The sequence below is a fragment of the Neoroseomonas soli genome (assembly GCF_018129065.1).
Taxonomy (GTDB): Bacteria; Pseudomonadota; Alphaproteobacteria; order Acetobacterales; family Acetobacteraceae; genus Neoroseomonas; species Neoroseomonas soli.
This window is the reverse complement of the sequence record NZ_JAAEDM010000096.1, coordinates 1-14,406: the sequence shown is the minus strand read 5'-3', so window position 1 is coordinate 14,406 and position 14,406 is coordinate 1. Positions and strand designations below refer to the sequence as shown.

General features: G+C 71.1%; 15 protein-coding genes and 1 tRNA gene. 12 read left to right on the top strand and 4 right to left on the bottom strand.

What is annotated here, in order from left to right:
• Positions 1 to 495 precede the first annotated feature (495 nt).
• From GXW76_RS22225 to GXW76_RS22180, 10 genes are all read left to right on the top strand, one after another.
• Positions 496 to 801: an excalibur calcium-binding domain-containing protein gene (locus GXW76_RS22225; RefSeq protein WP_211864298.1), complete on the top strand. Its 306-nt coding sequence runs from the start codon at positions 496 to 498 to the stop codon at positions 799 to 801.
• Between the two features lie 42 nt (positions 802 to 843).
• Positions 844 to 1,311 carry a GlcG/HbpS family heme-binding protein gene (locus tag GXW76_RS22220; RefSeq protein ID WP_211864297.1) on the top strand — a complete coding sequence of 156 codons (468 nt, stop codon included), beginning with the start codon at positions 844 to 846 and terminating at the stop codon, positions 1,309 to 1,311.
• 246 nt (positions 1,312 to 1,557) lie between these two features.
• Positions 1,558 to 2,007, top strand: coding sequence for a MarR family winged helix-turn-helix transcriptional regulator (locus tag GXW76_RS22215; RefSeq protein WP_211864296.1), 450 nt, complete (start codon positions 1,558 to 1,560; stop codon positions 2,005 to 2,007).
• A gap of 104 nt (positions 2,008 to 2,111) precedes the next feature.
• Complete coding sequence (locus GXW76_RS22210; RefSeq protein ID WP_338151018.1) at positions 2,112 to 4,037, top strand: FUSC family protein; 1,926 nt, start codon at positions 2,112 to 2,114, stop codon at positions 4,035 to 4,037.
• Positions 4,038 to 4,203: 166 nt separating this feature from the next.
• Positions 4,204 to 5,406: an aspartate aminotransferase family protein gene (locus GXW76_RS22205; protein WP_211864294.1), complete on the top strand. Its 1,203-nt coding sequence runs from the start codon at positions 4,204 to 4,206 to the stop codon at positions 5,404 to 5,406.
• A 5-nt stretch (positions 5,407 to 5,411) separates the two neighbouring features.
• Positions 5,412 to 6,353 (top strand): ornithine carbamoyltransferase, encoded by a 942-nt coding sequence (argF, locus tag GXW76_RS22200; protein WP_211864293.1) that lies wholly within the window; start codon positions 5,412 to 5,414, stop codon positions 6,351 to 6,353.
• A gap of 461 nt (positions 6,354 to 6,814) precedes the next feature.
• Complete coding sequence (gene hslO, locus GXW76_RS22195; protein ID WP_211864292.1) at positions 6,815 to 7,786, top strand: Hsp33 family molecular chaperone HslO; 972 nt, start codon at positions 6,815 to 6,817, stop codon at positions 7,784 to 7,786.
• 5 nt (positions 7,787 to 7,791) lie between these two features.
• Positions 7,792 to 8,418, top strand: a complete 627-nt coding sequence (locus GXW76_RS22190; protein ID WP_211864291.1) for a hypothetical protein — start codon at positions 7,792 to 7,794, stop codon at positions 8,416 to 8,418.
• Between the two features lie 14 nt (positions 8,419 to 8,432).
• Positions 8,433 to 8,822, top strand: a complete 390-nt coding sequence (locus GXW76_RS22185) for a RidA family protein (RefSeq protein WP_211864290.1) — start codon at positions 8,433 to 8,435, stop codon at positions 8,820 to 8,822.
• An 81-nt stretch (positions 8,823 to 8,903) separates the two neighbouring features.
• On the top strand, positions 8,904 to 9,527 hold the full coding sequence (locus GXW76_RS22180; protein ID WP_211864289.1) for a hypothetical protein: 624 nt from the start codon (positions 8,904 to 8,906) through the stop codon (positions 9,525 to 9,527).
• A gap of 129 nt (positions 9,528 to 9,656) precedes the next feature.
• Here the strand turns inward: GXW76_RS22180 and folE are convergent, their stop codons facing one another.
• The 4 genes from folE to metZ all read right to left on the bottom strand — a co-directional run bounded on the left by folE (position 9,657) and on the right by metZ (position 12,740).
• Entirely contained in the window at positions 9,657 to 10,298 is a 642-nt protein-coding gene (gene folE / locus GXW76_RS22175; protein ID WP_338151017.1) for a GTP cyclohydrolase I FolE, read from the bottom strand.
• A gap of 116 nt (positions 10,299 to 10,414) precedes the next feature.
• The gene (gene apaG / locus GXW76_RS22170) at positions 10,415 to 10,828 is read right to left on the bottom strand and encodes a Co2+/Mg2+ efflux protein ApaG (protein WP_211864287.1); all 414 of its coding nucleotides are present in this window, start codon (positions 10,826 to 10,828) and stop codon (positions 10,415 to 10,417) included.
• 73 nt (positions 10,829 to 10,901) lie between these two features.
• On the bottom strand, positions 10,902 to 11,516 hold the full coding sequence (locus GXW76_RS22165) for a LysE family translocator (RefSeq protein WP_211864286.1): 615 nt from the start codon (positions 11,514 to 11,516) through the stop codon (positions 10,902 to 10,904).
• Positions 11,517 to 11,519: 3 nt separating this feature from the next.
• Complete coding sequence (gene metZ / locus GXW76_RS22160; RefSeq protein WP_211864285.1) at positions 11,520 to 12,740, bottom strand: O-succinylhomoserine sulfhydrylase; 1,221 nt, start codon at positions 12,738 to 12,740, stop codon at positions 11,520 to 11,522.
• Positions 12,741 to 13,016: 276 nt separating this feature from the next.
• Between metZ and GXW76_RS22155 the strand changes: the two genes are divergently transcribed.
• Positions 13,017 to 13,091: transfer RNA gene (locus GXW76_RS22155), tRNA-Gly, on the top strand.
• A gap of 213 nt (positions 13,092 to 13,304) precedes the next feature.
• Positions 13,305 to 14,084 carry an SDR family NAD(P)-dependent oxidoreductase gene (locus GXW76_RS22150; protein ID WP_211864284.1) on the top strand — a complete coding sequence of 260 codons (780 nt, stop codon included), beginning with the start codon at positions 13,305 to 13,307 and terminating at the stop codon, positions 14,082 to 14,084.
• Positions 14,085 to 14,406: the final 322 nt, after the last annotated feature.

The following is a 14,406-nucleotide window of genomic DNA, read 5'->3' as shown; positions in this document are numbered from 1 at the left end:
AAGCGGGCGAGGTGCGCGAGCGCGGCCTCCCGCAGCCGCGCCGCGGTGGGGGCATTGCCCGCCGGGCGTGCCTCCCGCCGGCCGCGCCGCGCCGTCCCGTCCCGGTCATCCGCCATCGGCGCCTTCTCGCATGGGTGCGCGCGGGAGGCGAGGCGGGGATCGCAACCGGGATGGACACGGGGCGCCACGTCATGGGCGCGCGCGGCGAGACGCGGATCCCAACCGTGATGACCGCGGAGCGTTTCGGCATGGGCGTGCACGCGACCGGAGCATGGCGTCGATCTGCAGCGGCGAGGCGCCTTGACGCCACGGTCGCGCAGCGCGGGCGCGATGCCCCAGAGCAGATCCCGATCAGGTGGACTCACCTGGTCGGGTGAAGATGCTGGCAAAAACAAAGACCTGGATCGGTGTCCGTGAGCCCAGGCGAACGGAAACCGCTCTAGGCTGGCGGGAGGCCCGGCCGACACAATGACGGCCCCTGTGGGGAGGAAGCGAATGCCCGATGCCTCGCACCGGCCCGGCAGCGCGCGCCGGATGGCATGCCTGACTGCGCTGCTCTTCCTGTTGCCGACGGGCGGGGCCTTGGCCCAGGCATGGCCGCCGCGCGAACCGGCCCCACGCTCCAGCCAGCCCTTCGCCTGCGGCACCAAGCGCTACTGCACCGAGATGACGAGCTGCGCCGAGGCGATGTTCCACTTCCAGCAATGCGGCCTGACGCGGCTCGATGGCGACCGGGACGGCGTGCCCTGTGAACGGCTTTGCGGCCAGGGCAGCCGGGGCGGCTCGACACGGCGGCGCTGACCGCCTATCGGCCGGGGTTCCGTCCAAGAAAAGGCCCACGACATGCCCCAGCCCGCCCACCCCGCCGCCATCAACGGCCTGACCCTCGCGCAGGCCGAGAAGATCGCCGATGCCGCACTCGCCAAGGGGCGCGCTCTCGGGCTGCTGCCGCTCTGTGTCGTCGTGCTTGATGCGGGCGGGCAGCTGAAGGTGGCGAAGCGTGAGGACGGCGCTTCGATCCTCCGCCCCGAGATCGCCACCGGGAAGGCCTACGGCGCGCTCGCCATGGGCTTCGGCACGCGCGAACTCGCCCGCCGCGCGCAGGCAGTGCCCGGCTTCACCAATGCGCTGTCGGACCTGACGGGCGGCAAGGCCGTGCCGGTCCAGGGCGGCGTGCTGGTGCGGGACGCCAACAACGTCCTGCTCGGTGCGGTGGGCATCAGCGGAGATGCCTCGCCGAAGGACGAGGAATGCTGCATCGCGGGGATCGAGGCTGCGGGGCTGGTCGCGGACCACGGCGACCCCGCCTGACACATCGCGCCGGGCGCCCGCGCGCCCGGCGCCCTGAACAGAAGCAGGCGCGCCTTGCCGAGCCTGGGCATCGCGCCGGGCAGGCGCGCGCCGGGCGCCCTGAACCGATCCGGCATCGGCGGCCGCGGGCCCGAGGCGCGACAGCACCCGGCCAGCCCTGACCCTGCCCCCAAGGCCCCATGCCCGGACGCTTCGGCATGGAAAATTACATTGTATTACAAATCATTTTAATTCAATTAATTTGTTATGCCATCTACCTCTGCGCCAATCCGCGCCCGCTTCGGGATCGAGTTCGTCCTGCTCGCCCGCCGTTGGCGCCGCGCCTTGGACCGGCGCCTCGCCGCCATGGGCCTCAGCGACGCGACCTGGCCGCCGCTGATCCACCTGCAGGAATCGGGCGACGGCATCAGCCAGAAGGATCTCGCCGCGCTGGTCGGGATCGACGGGTCGAGCCTGGTCCGCCTCCTCGACATCCTCGTCGCCCGCGGACTGGTCGAACGCCGCCCCGATGCGCGGGACCGGCGCGCGAAGCTGATCTTCCTCACCGGGGCCGGGCACGCGGCGCTACAGAAGATCGGCTGGAAACTCTCGCGCGGGGAGGCCGACATGCTCGCCGACGTCACCGATGCCGAGATCGCCACCACGCTCGATGTCTTCGCCCGCATCGACCGCCGCCTGCGGGACGCGCCGGCATGAGCACGGCCGCCACCCTCGCCCGGCTCGGCTTCGACCCCGCGCGGATGGGCTATGCGATGCGCACGGCGCTCACCGCCTGCGTGGGCCTGCTGGCGGCCTAGCTCATCGGCCTCGAGCATCCGCAATGGACGGCGATGACGGTCTGGGCCGCGTCCCAGCCGGTGCGCGGCATGCTGCTCGAAAAGAGCCTCTTCCGCGCCGCCGGCACCGTGGCCGGCGTGGCGGCCGGCGTGCTGCTGATGGTGGCGGCGGGGGACGACACGCCCATCCTGGTCGTCGGCCTCGCGCTGTGGATCGGCCTCTGCGCCGGGCTGGGCAACGTGCTGCGCGGCTTCGTCGCCTACGGCACCATCCTCGCGGGCTATTCGGCCTCGATGGTCGCGCTGCTCGACGTGGCGCATCCGGGGCATCTCGCCGCGCTCGGCATCGACCGGCTGCTGACCGTGCTGCTCGGCGTGGCGGTCGGCGCCGTCGCCGGCCTGCTCTTCACGCCGCAGGAGGCGGAGGACGAGGTCGAAGGCCGGGTCCGCCGCCTCTCGGCGCAGATCCTGCACGCCATGGCGGGGCGGCTGCGCGGCGAGGCGCGTCTGGACGAGACCGGCCAGCGCACCATCCTCTCCGAGATGGCGGCGATCGACGATGCGCTCGACCGCCACGGCGCGGGTTCGCTGCGAAGCCGCCGCTCCGGCCGCGCGCTGCGCGGGGTGGTGGCGGCGCAGGTCTCCGCTTTCCTCTGGCTGCGTCGCGCCGAAGCCGGCGCGCCAAATCATACGTTCGCCGAGGCCGGCGCGCCGAATCATGCGCTCGCCGGGGCCGGTGCGCCGAGGCATACGCGCGCCGGGGCCGACGCGCCGGATGACGCGCTTGCCGGGACGCTGTCGCGCGCGGCGCAGGCGCTCGAGGACGCCGCCCCGCCCGCCGAGGCGATCGCCGCGCTGCGGGCGGCGGAGGCACTCTCCCGCGACCGGCCAACCCTGCACGAAGCCGTCGCGCGGCTTCATGCCGCGCTGGCCGCGCGGCTCGCGCCCGGCGTGGACGCCGCCGAGCCCGCACATCCCCGCAATCCACTCATCCTGCACCGCGACTGGATCGGCGCCCGCCAGGCGGCGCTGCGCGCCACGGGCACGCTGCTGCTGGTGGGCCTCGCCTGGCTGCTGACAGGGTGGGCCGCCGGGCCCTACGTCATGCTCGGGACCTCGGTGATGATCTCGCTGTTCTCCACGGCGGAGAACCCGGCCTTCATCATGCGCCACGTCCTCGTCAACCAGGTCTTCGGCGCGATGGCGGCGCTGGCCTGCCGGTGGCTGGCCTGGCCCCTCGCCACCAGCGAGTTGCAGCTCGTCCTGATGATGATGCCCTTCATCCTGCTCGCGGCGCCGCCGGTGGCGCACCGGCGGACCATGCTCGGCGCCATCGACTTCACCATGGTCATGCTGCTGCTGCTCCAGCCGGCCTGGCCGCTGTCCGGAACCTTCGCGGCCTCACTCGCGACGGCGGCCGGGGTCGTCCTGGCGCCGGCGATCGCGCTGCTCGCCTTCCGGCATGTCTTTCCCGCCGATGCGCGCCGGCGGATGGACATGCTGGTCGCCATGATGGTGCATGAGTTGCAGGACATGGCCGCGGACGCGAAGGCGGCGGCCCATCGACACGTCCGGCAGGCGCGGCTGCGGCACCGGCTGCTGCGCGTCGTGGGCTGGGCGGAGCGGGGCGGTGCCCGGCTCCTGCCGGCGGTGGATGGCAGCATCGCCGCCATGCAGATCGGCGGCGCCATCACCCTGTTCCACGAGCAACTGCGGCGGCCGGACCTCGCGCCGGCCGACCGGCGCGCCATCGAGACCGCCCTGCGGCGCCTGCGCCGCCTGGGCGAGAAGCCCGAAGCCGCCGCACGGGCGCTGGACTTCGCGGTGCGGCGGCTGTCGCAATCCACTCCGGCGGAAGCCGGGACGGTCCTTCGTGCCGCGCAGGCGCTCCCGCCGAACCTCGCCTTCTTCCGGCGGGGCGGCGGCAGGTCGGCTCACGGGGAAGAATAAGGCCGGCCAGGGCGCCGAACAGGGAAATGAAACGGGATCGGGGGGAATTCCTTCCCCCGGCCTTTCTTCCCCGCCGCGTTTCCGGCATTGTCCCGCCTTTCCTCCGCGCCAGCACCGCGGTGGTCGCGAGTGCCCGCGAGGAGGAAACGAGCGGAGAGTGGATTCAGTGATCCCCGCCCTTATGCCGACCTACAACCGTGCCGACCTTGCTTTCGAGCGGGGTGAGGGCGCGCGCCTGTGGACGTCGGACGGGCGACGATTCCTGGATTTCGGCGCCGGCATCGCCACCACCAGCCTCGGCCATGGTCACCCGCATCTGGTGAAGACCATCGCCGAGCAGGCCGCGAAGGTGATGCACGTCTCGAACCTGTATCGCGTGCCGCAGGCGGAGGAACTCGCCGCGCGCCACGTGGCGGCGTCCTTCGCTGACAGCGTCTTCTTCTGCAACTCGGGCGCCGAGGCGAACGAGGGCATGGTGAAGGCGGTGCGCAAGTACCACGCCGAGAACGGCAACCCCGAGCGGTTCCACATGATCTGCTTCGAGGGCGCCTTCCACGGCCGCACGCTCGCGATGCTATCGGCCACGGGCAACGAGAAGTACCTCGCCGGCTTCGGCCCGCCGGTGCAGGGCTTCGAACACGTGCCCTGGGACAACATGAACGCCGTGCGCGCGGCCATCAACGAGCGCACCGCGGGCATCATGATCGAGCCCATCCAGGGCGAGGGCGGCGTGCGACCCGCGTCGCTGCGGTTCCTCAAGGAACTGCGCGCCGTGTGCGACGAGTACGGCCTGCTGCTGGCCCTCGATGAGGTCCAGACCGGCATGGGCCGATCCGGCAAGCTCTGGGCGCACCAGTGGGCGGGGATCGAGCCCGACGTGATGTCCTCGGCGAAGGGCATCGGCGGCGGCTTCCCGCTCGGCGCGATCCTGGCGAAGGAGAAGGTTGCCAAGCACCTGAAGCCGGGCACGCACGGCACGACCTATGGCGGCAATCCGCTGGCCTGCGCGGCCGGCCTCGCCGTCATGGACGTGGTGATGGCGCCGGGCTTCCTGGACCAGGTGGACCGCGTGGCGCGGCACCTGTGGAAGGGGCTGGTCGGCCTCGCGGCGAAGCATCCGGCGGTGGTCGAGGAGGTCCGCGGCGCGGGCCTGCTCGTCGGCATCAAGCTGAAGCCGGAATTCAACAACGGCGACATGCAGGCCGCCGCCGTCGCCGAGGGCCTGCTGACGGTGGCGGCTGGGATGAACGTGCTGCGGCTCGCGCCGCCGCTCATCATCACCGAGGCCGAGGCCGACGAGGCGGTTGCGCTGCTCGACCGCACCATCGCCCGCATGACGGGAGCCTCGGCCCAGGCCGCGGCCCAGTGAGTGCAATGTTGAAGCCGATCGACGGGGGGCCACCGGCCCCCCGCCACTTTCTCGAGATCATGGATTTCGACGCGGCCTCGCTGCGCCACATGCTGGATCTCGGGTCCAGGACCAAGCGCGGGGAGGTCACCGACCGCCCGCTCGCCGGCAAGACCGTTGCGCTGATCTTCGAGAAGCCGTCCACCCGCACCCGTGTGTCCTTCGAGGTCGGCGTCCGCCAGCTCGGCGGCGACGTGGTGGTGCTGTCGTCGAAGGACATGCAGCTCGGCCGCGGGGAGACGCCGAAGGACACGGCGCGCGTGCTGTCCCGCTATGTCGATGCCGTCATGCTGCGCACGGACGACGTGCGGAAGATCCGCGAGTTGGCCGAATACGCCACCATCCCGGTGATCAACGGCCTGACCGACGTGTCCCACCCCTGCCAGATCATGGCGGACGTGATGACCTTCGAGGAGCATCGCGGCCCCATCGCCGGCCAGGTCGTGGCCTGGACGGGCGACGGCAACAACGTCGCGCAGTCCTTCATCCAGGCGGCGGCGCGCTTCGGCTTCGTGCTGCGCATCGCGACCCCGCCGGAACTGGCGCCGCCCGCGGCGCTGGTGGACTGGGCGCGCGCGCAGGGCGCGAAGATCGAGCTGACGAATGATCCGAAGGCCGCGGTGGCGGGCGCGCGCTGCGTCGTCACCGATGCCTGGGTGTCGATGTCGGACGAGACGGAAGGCCGCGCGCCGGCGCGGCACAACCTGCTCGCGCCGTACCAGTTGAACGCGGAACTGATGAAGCACGCGGCGCCGGACGCGATCCTCATGCATTGCCTGCCCGCGCATCGCGGGGAGGAGATCACCGACGAGGTGATGGACGGACCGCAGAGCGTCATCTTCGACGAGGCGGAAAACCGGCTGCACGCGCAGAAGGGCGTGCTGCTGTGGGCGCTCGCCGGCGGGTGAGGTTCCGCCGGAGGGGCTCCGCCCCTCCAGACCAGCCCTTTCGTCCTGGAGGGGCTCCGCCCCTCCAGACCAGCCCTTTCATCCTGGAGGGGCTCCGCCCCCCCCAGACCGGCCCTTTCGTCCTGGAGGGGCTCCGCCCCTCCAGACCACCCGGCCAAAGGCCGAAAGGCCTTTGGAAACCGTTCCCTGGCACCGGGCATGACGGCCGGCACCATGACCAAGTCATGGTTTCCAAAGGCCCTTCGGCCTTTGGTGGGGGGAGCGCGAGGGGGGCAACGCCCCTCTCGCAGCGCGCCGCATGCGCGACTTGCCTGCGCTCCCAGGCCCAGGATATAAGAATTCTATCCTTTTTTTCGCCCCACCCACCCCGATAACTGCCCTCGATAAAGGCCTAAAGTCTTAAAATCCTAAAGTGCCGCCACGACTTGGACGCGGCGCCCCTCCCGCCCTATCTAGGCGCGGTGTCCAGTCCCACCGAACCCTCCGCCACGCCCGATTTCCTCAACTATGACCGCCCGCCGGTGCCCGACCTGGTGGTCCCGCGCGGCGTGCTGCCCTTTCACCTGCAGCACCGCCCCGTCCGCGGCCGCCTGGTGCGCCTGGGGCCGCTCGCCGATGCGCTGCTGACGCGCCACGACACGCATCCCGCCGTCACCGCGCTGGCCGGCCAGGCCCTAGCGTTGACCGCGGGCCTCGCGGCGGCGCTCAAGTTCCGCGGCTCCTTCAGCTTGCAGGCCAAGGGCGATGGGCCGGTGCCCATGCTTCTCGCCGACTGCACGGATGGCGGCGCGCTGCGCGGCTATGCCCGCGCGCAGGACGACCGGATCGCCCCGCTGCTGGCCGAGGACGCCACGCCCTCGGCCGCGACGCTGCTCGGCAAGGGCTACCTGGCCTTCACCTGCGACCAGGGTCCGGACATGGATCGCTACCAGGGCATCGTCGCCATCGAGGGCGAGACGCTCACCGAAATGACGGGCACCTACTTCCGCACCTCGGAACAGTTGATGACGCATGTGCAACTCGCCTGCGCGAAGACCGAGGCCGGTTGGAGAGCCGCTGCGCTGATCCTCGAACGCGTCGCCGGCGAGGGCGGCATCGCCGCCGAACTCGACGCCGAGGCGCAGGACGAGGCCTGGCGCACCGCCGTCGCGCTCGCCGCCACGCTGACCGATGCCGAGTTGCTGGACGACACGCTGCCGGGCGAACGGCTGCTGCACCGTCTTTTCGCACTGGAGGGTCTTGCCCTCGACCGTGCGAGGGCCCTCTCCTACGGCTGCCGCTGCTCGCGGGCGAAGCTCGCCGGCGTGCTGGCGGGATTCGGCGAGGAGGACCTCGACCACATGGCGGAGGACGGGACGATCACCATGACCTGCGAGTTCTGCAACCTCGGCTTCCGCTTCGACCGCGCCGAATTGCGCGGCGCGCAGGGCTGAACGGGGTGTCGCTGTCCCGTCGCGCGGCGCTGTCCGCCGCGCTCGCCGCCGCTGCCTGCGGGCGGGCCTCCGAACCGCCGCCGCCGCCTTCCGCGCCGCCTTCCTATTCGCACCTGACGCCGCTGCGCCTCGCGGTCGGGCGGATCGAGGTCGTCGCGGCTACGGACCCCGCGGCGACGCGCACCATGCCGCCGGCCCCCCTGGTGCCGCAGGATGTGGTGCTGACCATGGCGCGGGACCGGCTCGCGGCCGGGGGCGGGACCGCCAATGCCCGCTTCCGCGTGCAGATCGCGACGCTGACGCGCGAAGGCGCCGGCGCCGGCGGCGTCTTCACCACGGCAACCGAGCGCCTGACCTGCACCCTGCGCTGCCGGCTCGAAGTGGTGGGCGAGGACGGCAGCCCCGCCGGCTTCGCCGAGGCCGAGGTCCGCCGCGCCGCCGTCCGACCCGCCGGCAGCCCGGCCGAGCGCACCCGCGCCGCCGAGGAGATCGTCCGCCAGGCCGGCAACGACCTGAACGTGGAATTCGAGTACCAGATGCGCCGCAACCTGCGCGCCCTGATCCAGGCCCCGCCCCGTCCGGGCGAGGCCGTCCCGCCGCCCGTGGAGGCGGAGCCCCTGCCCCGCACCTGACCGGAGATCCCGCCATGGCCCGCATCGCCTTCTCCAACCCGCCCGGCGCGCCGCAACCGCAGTCGCGCTACTCCCAGGCGGCACTGATCGAGGGCGAGGGCCGGCGGCTGGTGGTTTCGGGCCAGGTCGGGCTGCGGCCGGACGGTTCCCTGGTGCGGGAGGCCGAGGCGCAGATCGACCAATCCCTCGCCAATCTCGGCGCGATCCTGGCGGCACACGGCATGGGGCCGGCGAATATCGTGAAGATGACGGTGTTTCTCACCGATCCGTCGCTGGTGGGCGCCTGGCGGGCGCGGCGCGACGCCTTCCTGCAGGGCCATGCCCCGGCCAGCACGCTGCTGATCGTCGCCGGGCTGGCGACCCCGGACTTCAAGGTTGAAGTGGAGGCCGAGGCCATCGCCTGACGCGACATTCAACCCACGCGACAGAAAGGCCCGGGCAGGGCATCATCCTCCCCCGCGACCGCTGCAGGACAGGATCCCGCCATGGCAACGGTGACGTCGAACTCCATGGTCGGCGGCCGGCAGCGCCCGGACTGGGCCGGGCTGGTGACGATCTCGGACAACAAGCCGACCAGCAACGAGGAACTCGCGGATTCCCGCAACCCGCGCCAGGTGCGGGGCATCGTCGTGCCGGTCACGACGGCGGGACGCCCCTCCCCGCCCTCGCCCTGGAGCGGCTACCACACCGGCAAGGGCCCGGGCACCGACAAGGGCCACCTGATGGCGCTCGAACTCGGCGGGCCGGACATCGCCGAGAACATCGCCCCGCAGAGCTCGCGCTGGCAGCAATCCGGCGGCTGGCGGATCATCGAGGTCAACGTGCTGCGCGTCGCCATGCGCTGGATGGGCATCGACGGCGTCTATGACCCGAGCGACGACATCCCCGCCCCGGCGACCGCCTGCTACTTCGCCGTGTCGCCCGGCACGGGGGCGGATGCCATGACCGGCGAGCCGCTCTGGTACGACATCAACATCGCCAAGGTGTCGATCGACCGGACGCCGCGCGGCTGGACCTGGGATTCGCGCACCCACCAGATCGCGCGCTGGGCCCAGATCGCCCCCAACGAGGTCCGCTTCGACAGCCGGGACGCCTGGTCGGACCTGTAGAACCGGTCGCATGCGGCTGGAGTCAGCCGGATGCGTGAAGATGCTCGCTCAAAGATGCCGGGAGCGGTTTCAACCGAGGTGGAAACCGCCTCGCCGCCGCGCCGGCATCCGCGGCGGGGGCTGCCGCCTTCAGCCTTCCCCGCTGCCGCGGCTGCCCTGGATCATCGACAGGAATTCCCGCCGCGTGGACGGGTCGTCGCGGAAGGCGCCGAGCATGCGGCTGGTCACCATGGACACGCCGGTCTTGTGCACGCCGCGGGTCGTCATGCACTGGTGGACGGCCTCGATCACCACCGCGACACCCTTGGGCTGGAGCACGTCGAGCAGCGTGTTGGCGATCTGCGCCGTCATCTTCTCCTGGATCTGCAGGCGCTTGCCGTAGGCCTCGACCACGCGGGCGAGCTTGCTGATGCCGACCACGCGCCCGTTCGGCAGGTAGGCGACATGCGCCTTGCCGATGATCGGGCACATGTGGTGCTCGCACATGCTCTCGAGGCGGATGTCGCGCAGCACGACCATCTCGTCATAGCCCTCGACCTCCTCGAAGGAGCGGGCGAGGAGTTCGACGGGATCTTCCTCGTAGCCGCAGAACCATTCGCGATACGCCTTGGCAACGCGCTGGGGCGTGTCGAGCAGGCCTTCGCGGCTGGGATCGTCGCCGGCCCAGCGAAGGAGGGTGCGGATCGCGTCCTCGGCCTCGGCCTGGGTCGGGCGCTGGAGCGTCGCGGCCTGGTCGTCCGCGGGACGGGAAGCGGGCTGATGGATGTTCACGTCGGGGGTTCTTTCCAAGGGCGCACAACGTCGGTCGGGTGTCCGAGCCGCCGCGTCACGACACCTTCCTCGTCGCGGTAGATTGGGGGCGGAGCCGGAGCGCGCAAGCCGGAGCCTCAGTGCAGCCGGGCCGAAGGCTGGTGCGGACTGTCGAGGCTGAAGGCCGGGATGGTGACGTCGAAGGGCTCCCCGCTGCGCGTCACCACCATGTGATAGGCCCCCTGCATGAAGCCGGAGGCGGTGGCGAGGGGGGTGCCGGAGGTGTACTCGAAGCGCCCGCCGGGCTCGAGGACCGGCTGCTCGCCGATCACGCCCGCGCCGTGGACGGTCTGGGTCCGGCCGAGCCCGTCCGTGATCTGCCAGGTGCGGCGCAGCAACTGCACGGTCTCCCGCCCCGTATTGGCGATCTCCACGCGATAGGCCCAGACGAACTGGCCACGTTCCGGCTCGGACTGGTCCGCGAGGTAGAAGGCTCGGACGGTGACGCGGATGTCGCGCGTGGTCGCGCTGAACTCGTCCTTCCTGGCCATGGCGACCATCACTCCCCAGCCCTTACTCAAGCCCCAGGGCGGGGAGTTTGTCCATCTTCGCGGCGATCCTGTGTCACTGGCCGCCACGCATGGTCGCGGTCGCCACCCCCGCGCCGAGCAGCATCGCGCCGCCGCAGCGGTTGAAGGCGCGGCGCACCGCGGGCCGCCGCACCGCCCCCGAAAGCCGCACCGCGAGCACGGCGTAGATCGCCGCATTCAGCGTGCCCAGCACAACGAAGCTGGCGATCATCAGCGCCGCCTGCGGCAGGAAGGGCCGGCCGGCGTCGAGGAAGAGCGGCACGAAGGCGACGAAGAAGGCGATCGACTTCGGGTTCAGCGCCGTCACCACATAGGCGTCGCGGAAGGCGCGCGGGGCCGTGACCGGCGGCAGCGCCTCCGCCGCCACCGGCGCGCGCCAGAGCTTCACGCCGAGCCAGGCGAGATAGGCGGCGCCGGCGAACTTCAGCACGGTGAACAGCGTGGCGGAGGCCGCCAGCAGCGCGCCGAGCCCGGCCAGGGACAGCGTCATCGTCGTCAGGTCGCCCAGCGCCACGCCGGCGACGAGCGGCCGCACCGCGCCGCGCCCCGCGCCGAGCGCCTGGCCGATCACCAGCAGAATGGTCGGCCCTGGGATCGCCACCATCACCGCCGAGGCGGCGATGAAGGCGAGCCACGTCTCAAGCGCCACGGCCTATTCCGCCGCCCGCGCCGCCGGCTGCGCGGCGTCGAGAGCCTGGGAGAGGTCGTCGATGATGTCCTCGACATCCTCGAGCCCGACCGAGAGTCGCACCGTGCCGTCGGTGATGCCGAGGCGCGCACGCTCCTCGGCGCCCAGGCGCATGTGCGTGGTGGTGGCCGGATGCGTCGCGAGCGACTTCGAGTCACCGAGGTTGTTCGAGATGTCGATCAGTTGCATCGCGTCCATGAAGCGGAAGCACGCGTCCTTGCCGCCCTTCAGGTCGAAGGTGACCACGGTGCCGCCGGCCGACATCTGCGCCATGGCGAGCTTCTGCTGCGGATGATCGGCGCGGAAGGGGTAGAGCACGCGCGCCACTTCCGTCCGCTCAGCCAGCATGTCCGCCACCGCGGCGGCGTTGCGGCACATGGCGGGCACGCGCAGGTGCAGCGTCTCGAGGCCCTTCAGGATCGTCCAGGCGTTGAACGGGCTGATCGAGGGACCGGTGTTGCGGATGAAGGGGGCCACCACCTCCTCCACCCACTTCTTCGAACCCAGCACCGCGCCGCCGAGCACGCGGCCCTGGCCGTCGAAATGCTTGGTGGCGGAATAGACCACGACGTCGGCGCCGAACTGCATCGGCTTCTGCAGCAGCGGCGTGGCGAAGACATTGTCCACCACGACGATCGCGCCGGCCTTGTGGGCCAGGTCGCAGACCGCGCGCATGTCCACGATCTCGAGCATCGGGTTGGACGGCGTCTCAAGCAGCACGAGGTTCGCGGGCTTCGACAGCGCGGCTTCCCACTGGTTCAGATCGGCGCCGTCCACGAATTCGGTCGCGATGCCGTAGCGCGGCAGCAGGGTGGAGATGATCCAATGGCAGGACCCGAACAGCGCGCGGGAGGCGACGACCCGATCACCCATCTTGAGGTGCGCGAGCAGTGCGGCATGCACCGCCGCCATGCCGGTGGCGGTGGCGCGACAGGCCTCCGCCCCCTCGAGCGCGGCGATGCGCTCTTCCAGCATGCCGACGGTCGGGTTGCCGAAGCGGGAATACTGGTAGTGCTGCTCGGTGCCGGCGAAGGTCGCCTCGGCCTGGGCGGCGCTGTCGTAGACGAAGCCGGAGGTGAGGAAGAGCGCCTCGGCCGTCTCGTCGAAGCCGGAACGCATCTGACCGCCGCGGACCAATAGCGTGCCGGGGCGGAGGGGGCGGTCGGGGCGGCGGGACTTGGCCATGGGGCGGCACCTTCACGGAACGATGGCGTCCGGCCCCCTCACGGGGAGGGGATGCCGGGCATCCCCGCGGCCGTTTAGCGCGTTTGTTTTCCGCTTCCTTTCGGAAGCGACCCCTGGAGGGACCTCGCCGCAAGCTGGCCGGACAAATCGCGAGGGGCGTTGCCGCCGAGCCTGTCGTTACGCCCGGCCGGGGGCGGCGGTCAAGCAGGAGGGGCAGCCCGGCCGCACCGGGGCTTCTTGCCCGACACGGCCCGGCCCGCCTATAGAGGGGCAGTTGCGGGCGTAGTTCAGAGGTAGAACGTCAGCTTCCCAAGCTGAATGTCGTGGGTTCGATTCCCATCGCCCGCTCCAGTTTCCCGCCAAAGGTTCCGTCTTTCCCGGTCTTCCGTCACCAGCGGCGGCCGACGCTGTCTGCGCGTCCGGCACCTGTGCCGGAGGGCCGCCCCGCGGCCGGGGGATGCAGGCTGTGCCACAATCCCCGGGCGTGGAAGGATGCCGTGGCGAGGAAATGGAGGCTCCCATGACCCCTGCCCTGCCCTGCGCCCGCCATGTGGAGTTCGGCGCATGACCGCCAAGGTCGCCCTGGTCACCGGCTCCGGACGGGGCATCGGCCTCGCCGCCGCGCGCCGCTTCCGCGCCGAGGGCTGGCGCGTGGCGCTGCTCGACATCGATGCGGAATTGCTTGGCACCGCGATGGCGAGCCTCGCCGCGCCGGAACAGACGCTCGCGCTGCATTGCGACGTGGCCGACGCACCCCGCGTGCAGGCGGCGGTTCGCCGTGCGGCCGAGCATTTCGGCCGGCTCGACGCGCTGGTGAACAATGCCGGCGTCGCGGTGTTCAAGCCGATCCTGGAGACGACGCCGGAGGAATGGGCCCGCGTGCTGGCGGTGAACCTGTCCGGGCCGTTCCTCACCACGCAGGCCGCAGCGCCGCTGATGGCTGAAACCGGCGGCGGGGCGGTGGTGAACATCACCTCCATCTCCGGCCTGCGCGCATCCACGCTGCGCGTCGCCTACGGCACGTCGAAGGCCGCGCTCGCGCATCTGACGAAGCAGCAGGCGGTGGAACTCGCCGGCCTCGGCATCCGCGTGAACGCGGTGGCGCCGGGGCCGGTGGACACGGCGATGGCGAAGGCGGTGCACTCGCCCGAGATCCGCCGCGACTACCACGACGCGATCCCGCTCAACCGCTACGGGCTCGAGGAAGAACTCGCCGAGGCGATCTTCTTCCTGTGCAGCGACCGCGCGTCGTATCTGACGGGCCAGGTGATCGCAGTCGACGGCGGCTTCGACGCGACCGGCATCGGCCTGCCGACGCTCAGGGCAGAGCGGCGCAACCTTTAGAGCGGCCTCGGTTCGCCTCGGCTCGCGGACACCGCTCCAGGCCTTTGTTCTTGCGAGCCTCTTAACCCGATCAGGTGATTCCACCTGATCGGGATCTGCTCTGGTGTCCTGATTCCGAAATCCTGCGGACTTCGTTCTCAGGCCACTAGCCTTTGTTTTCAGTGGCCTGCTTGTCCGCTTCGTTCGCTGAAAATCCAGCAAACGAAGCGGGCAGGACACTAGGCGTGGCAGAACAGCGGCTGGCCGGGATGTTCCCAGCGCGTGCGCAGGACGCTGCCTGACTCGCTCTCGGTGATGAAGAGGTCGCGATTGTCCGGCCCGC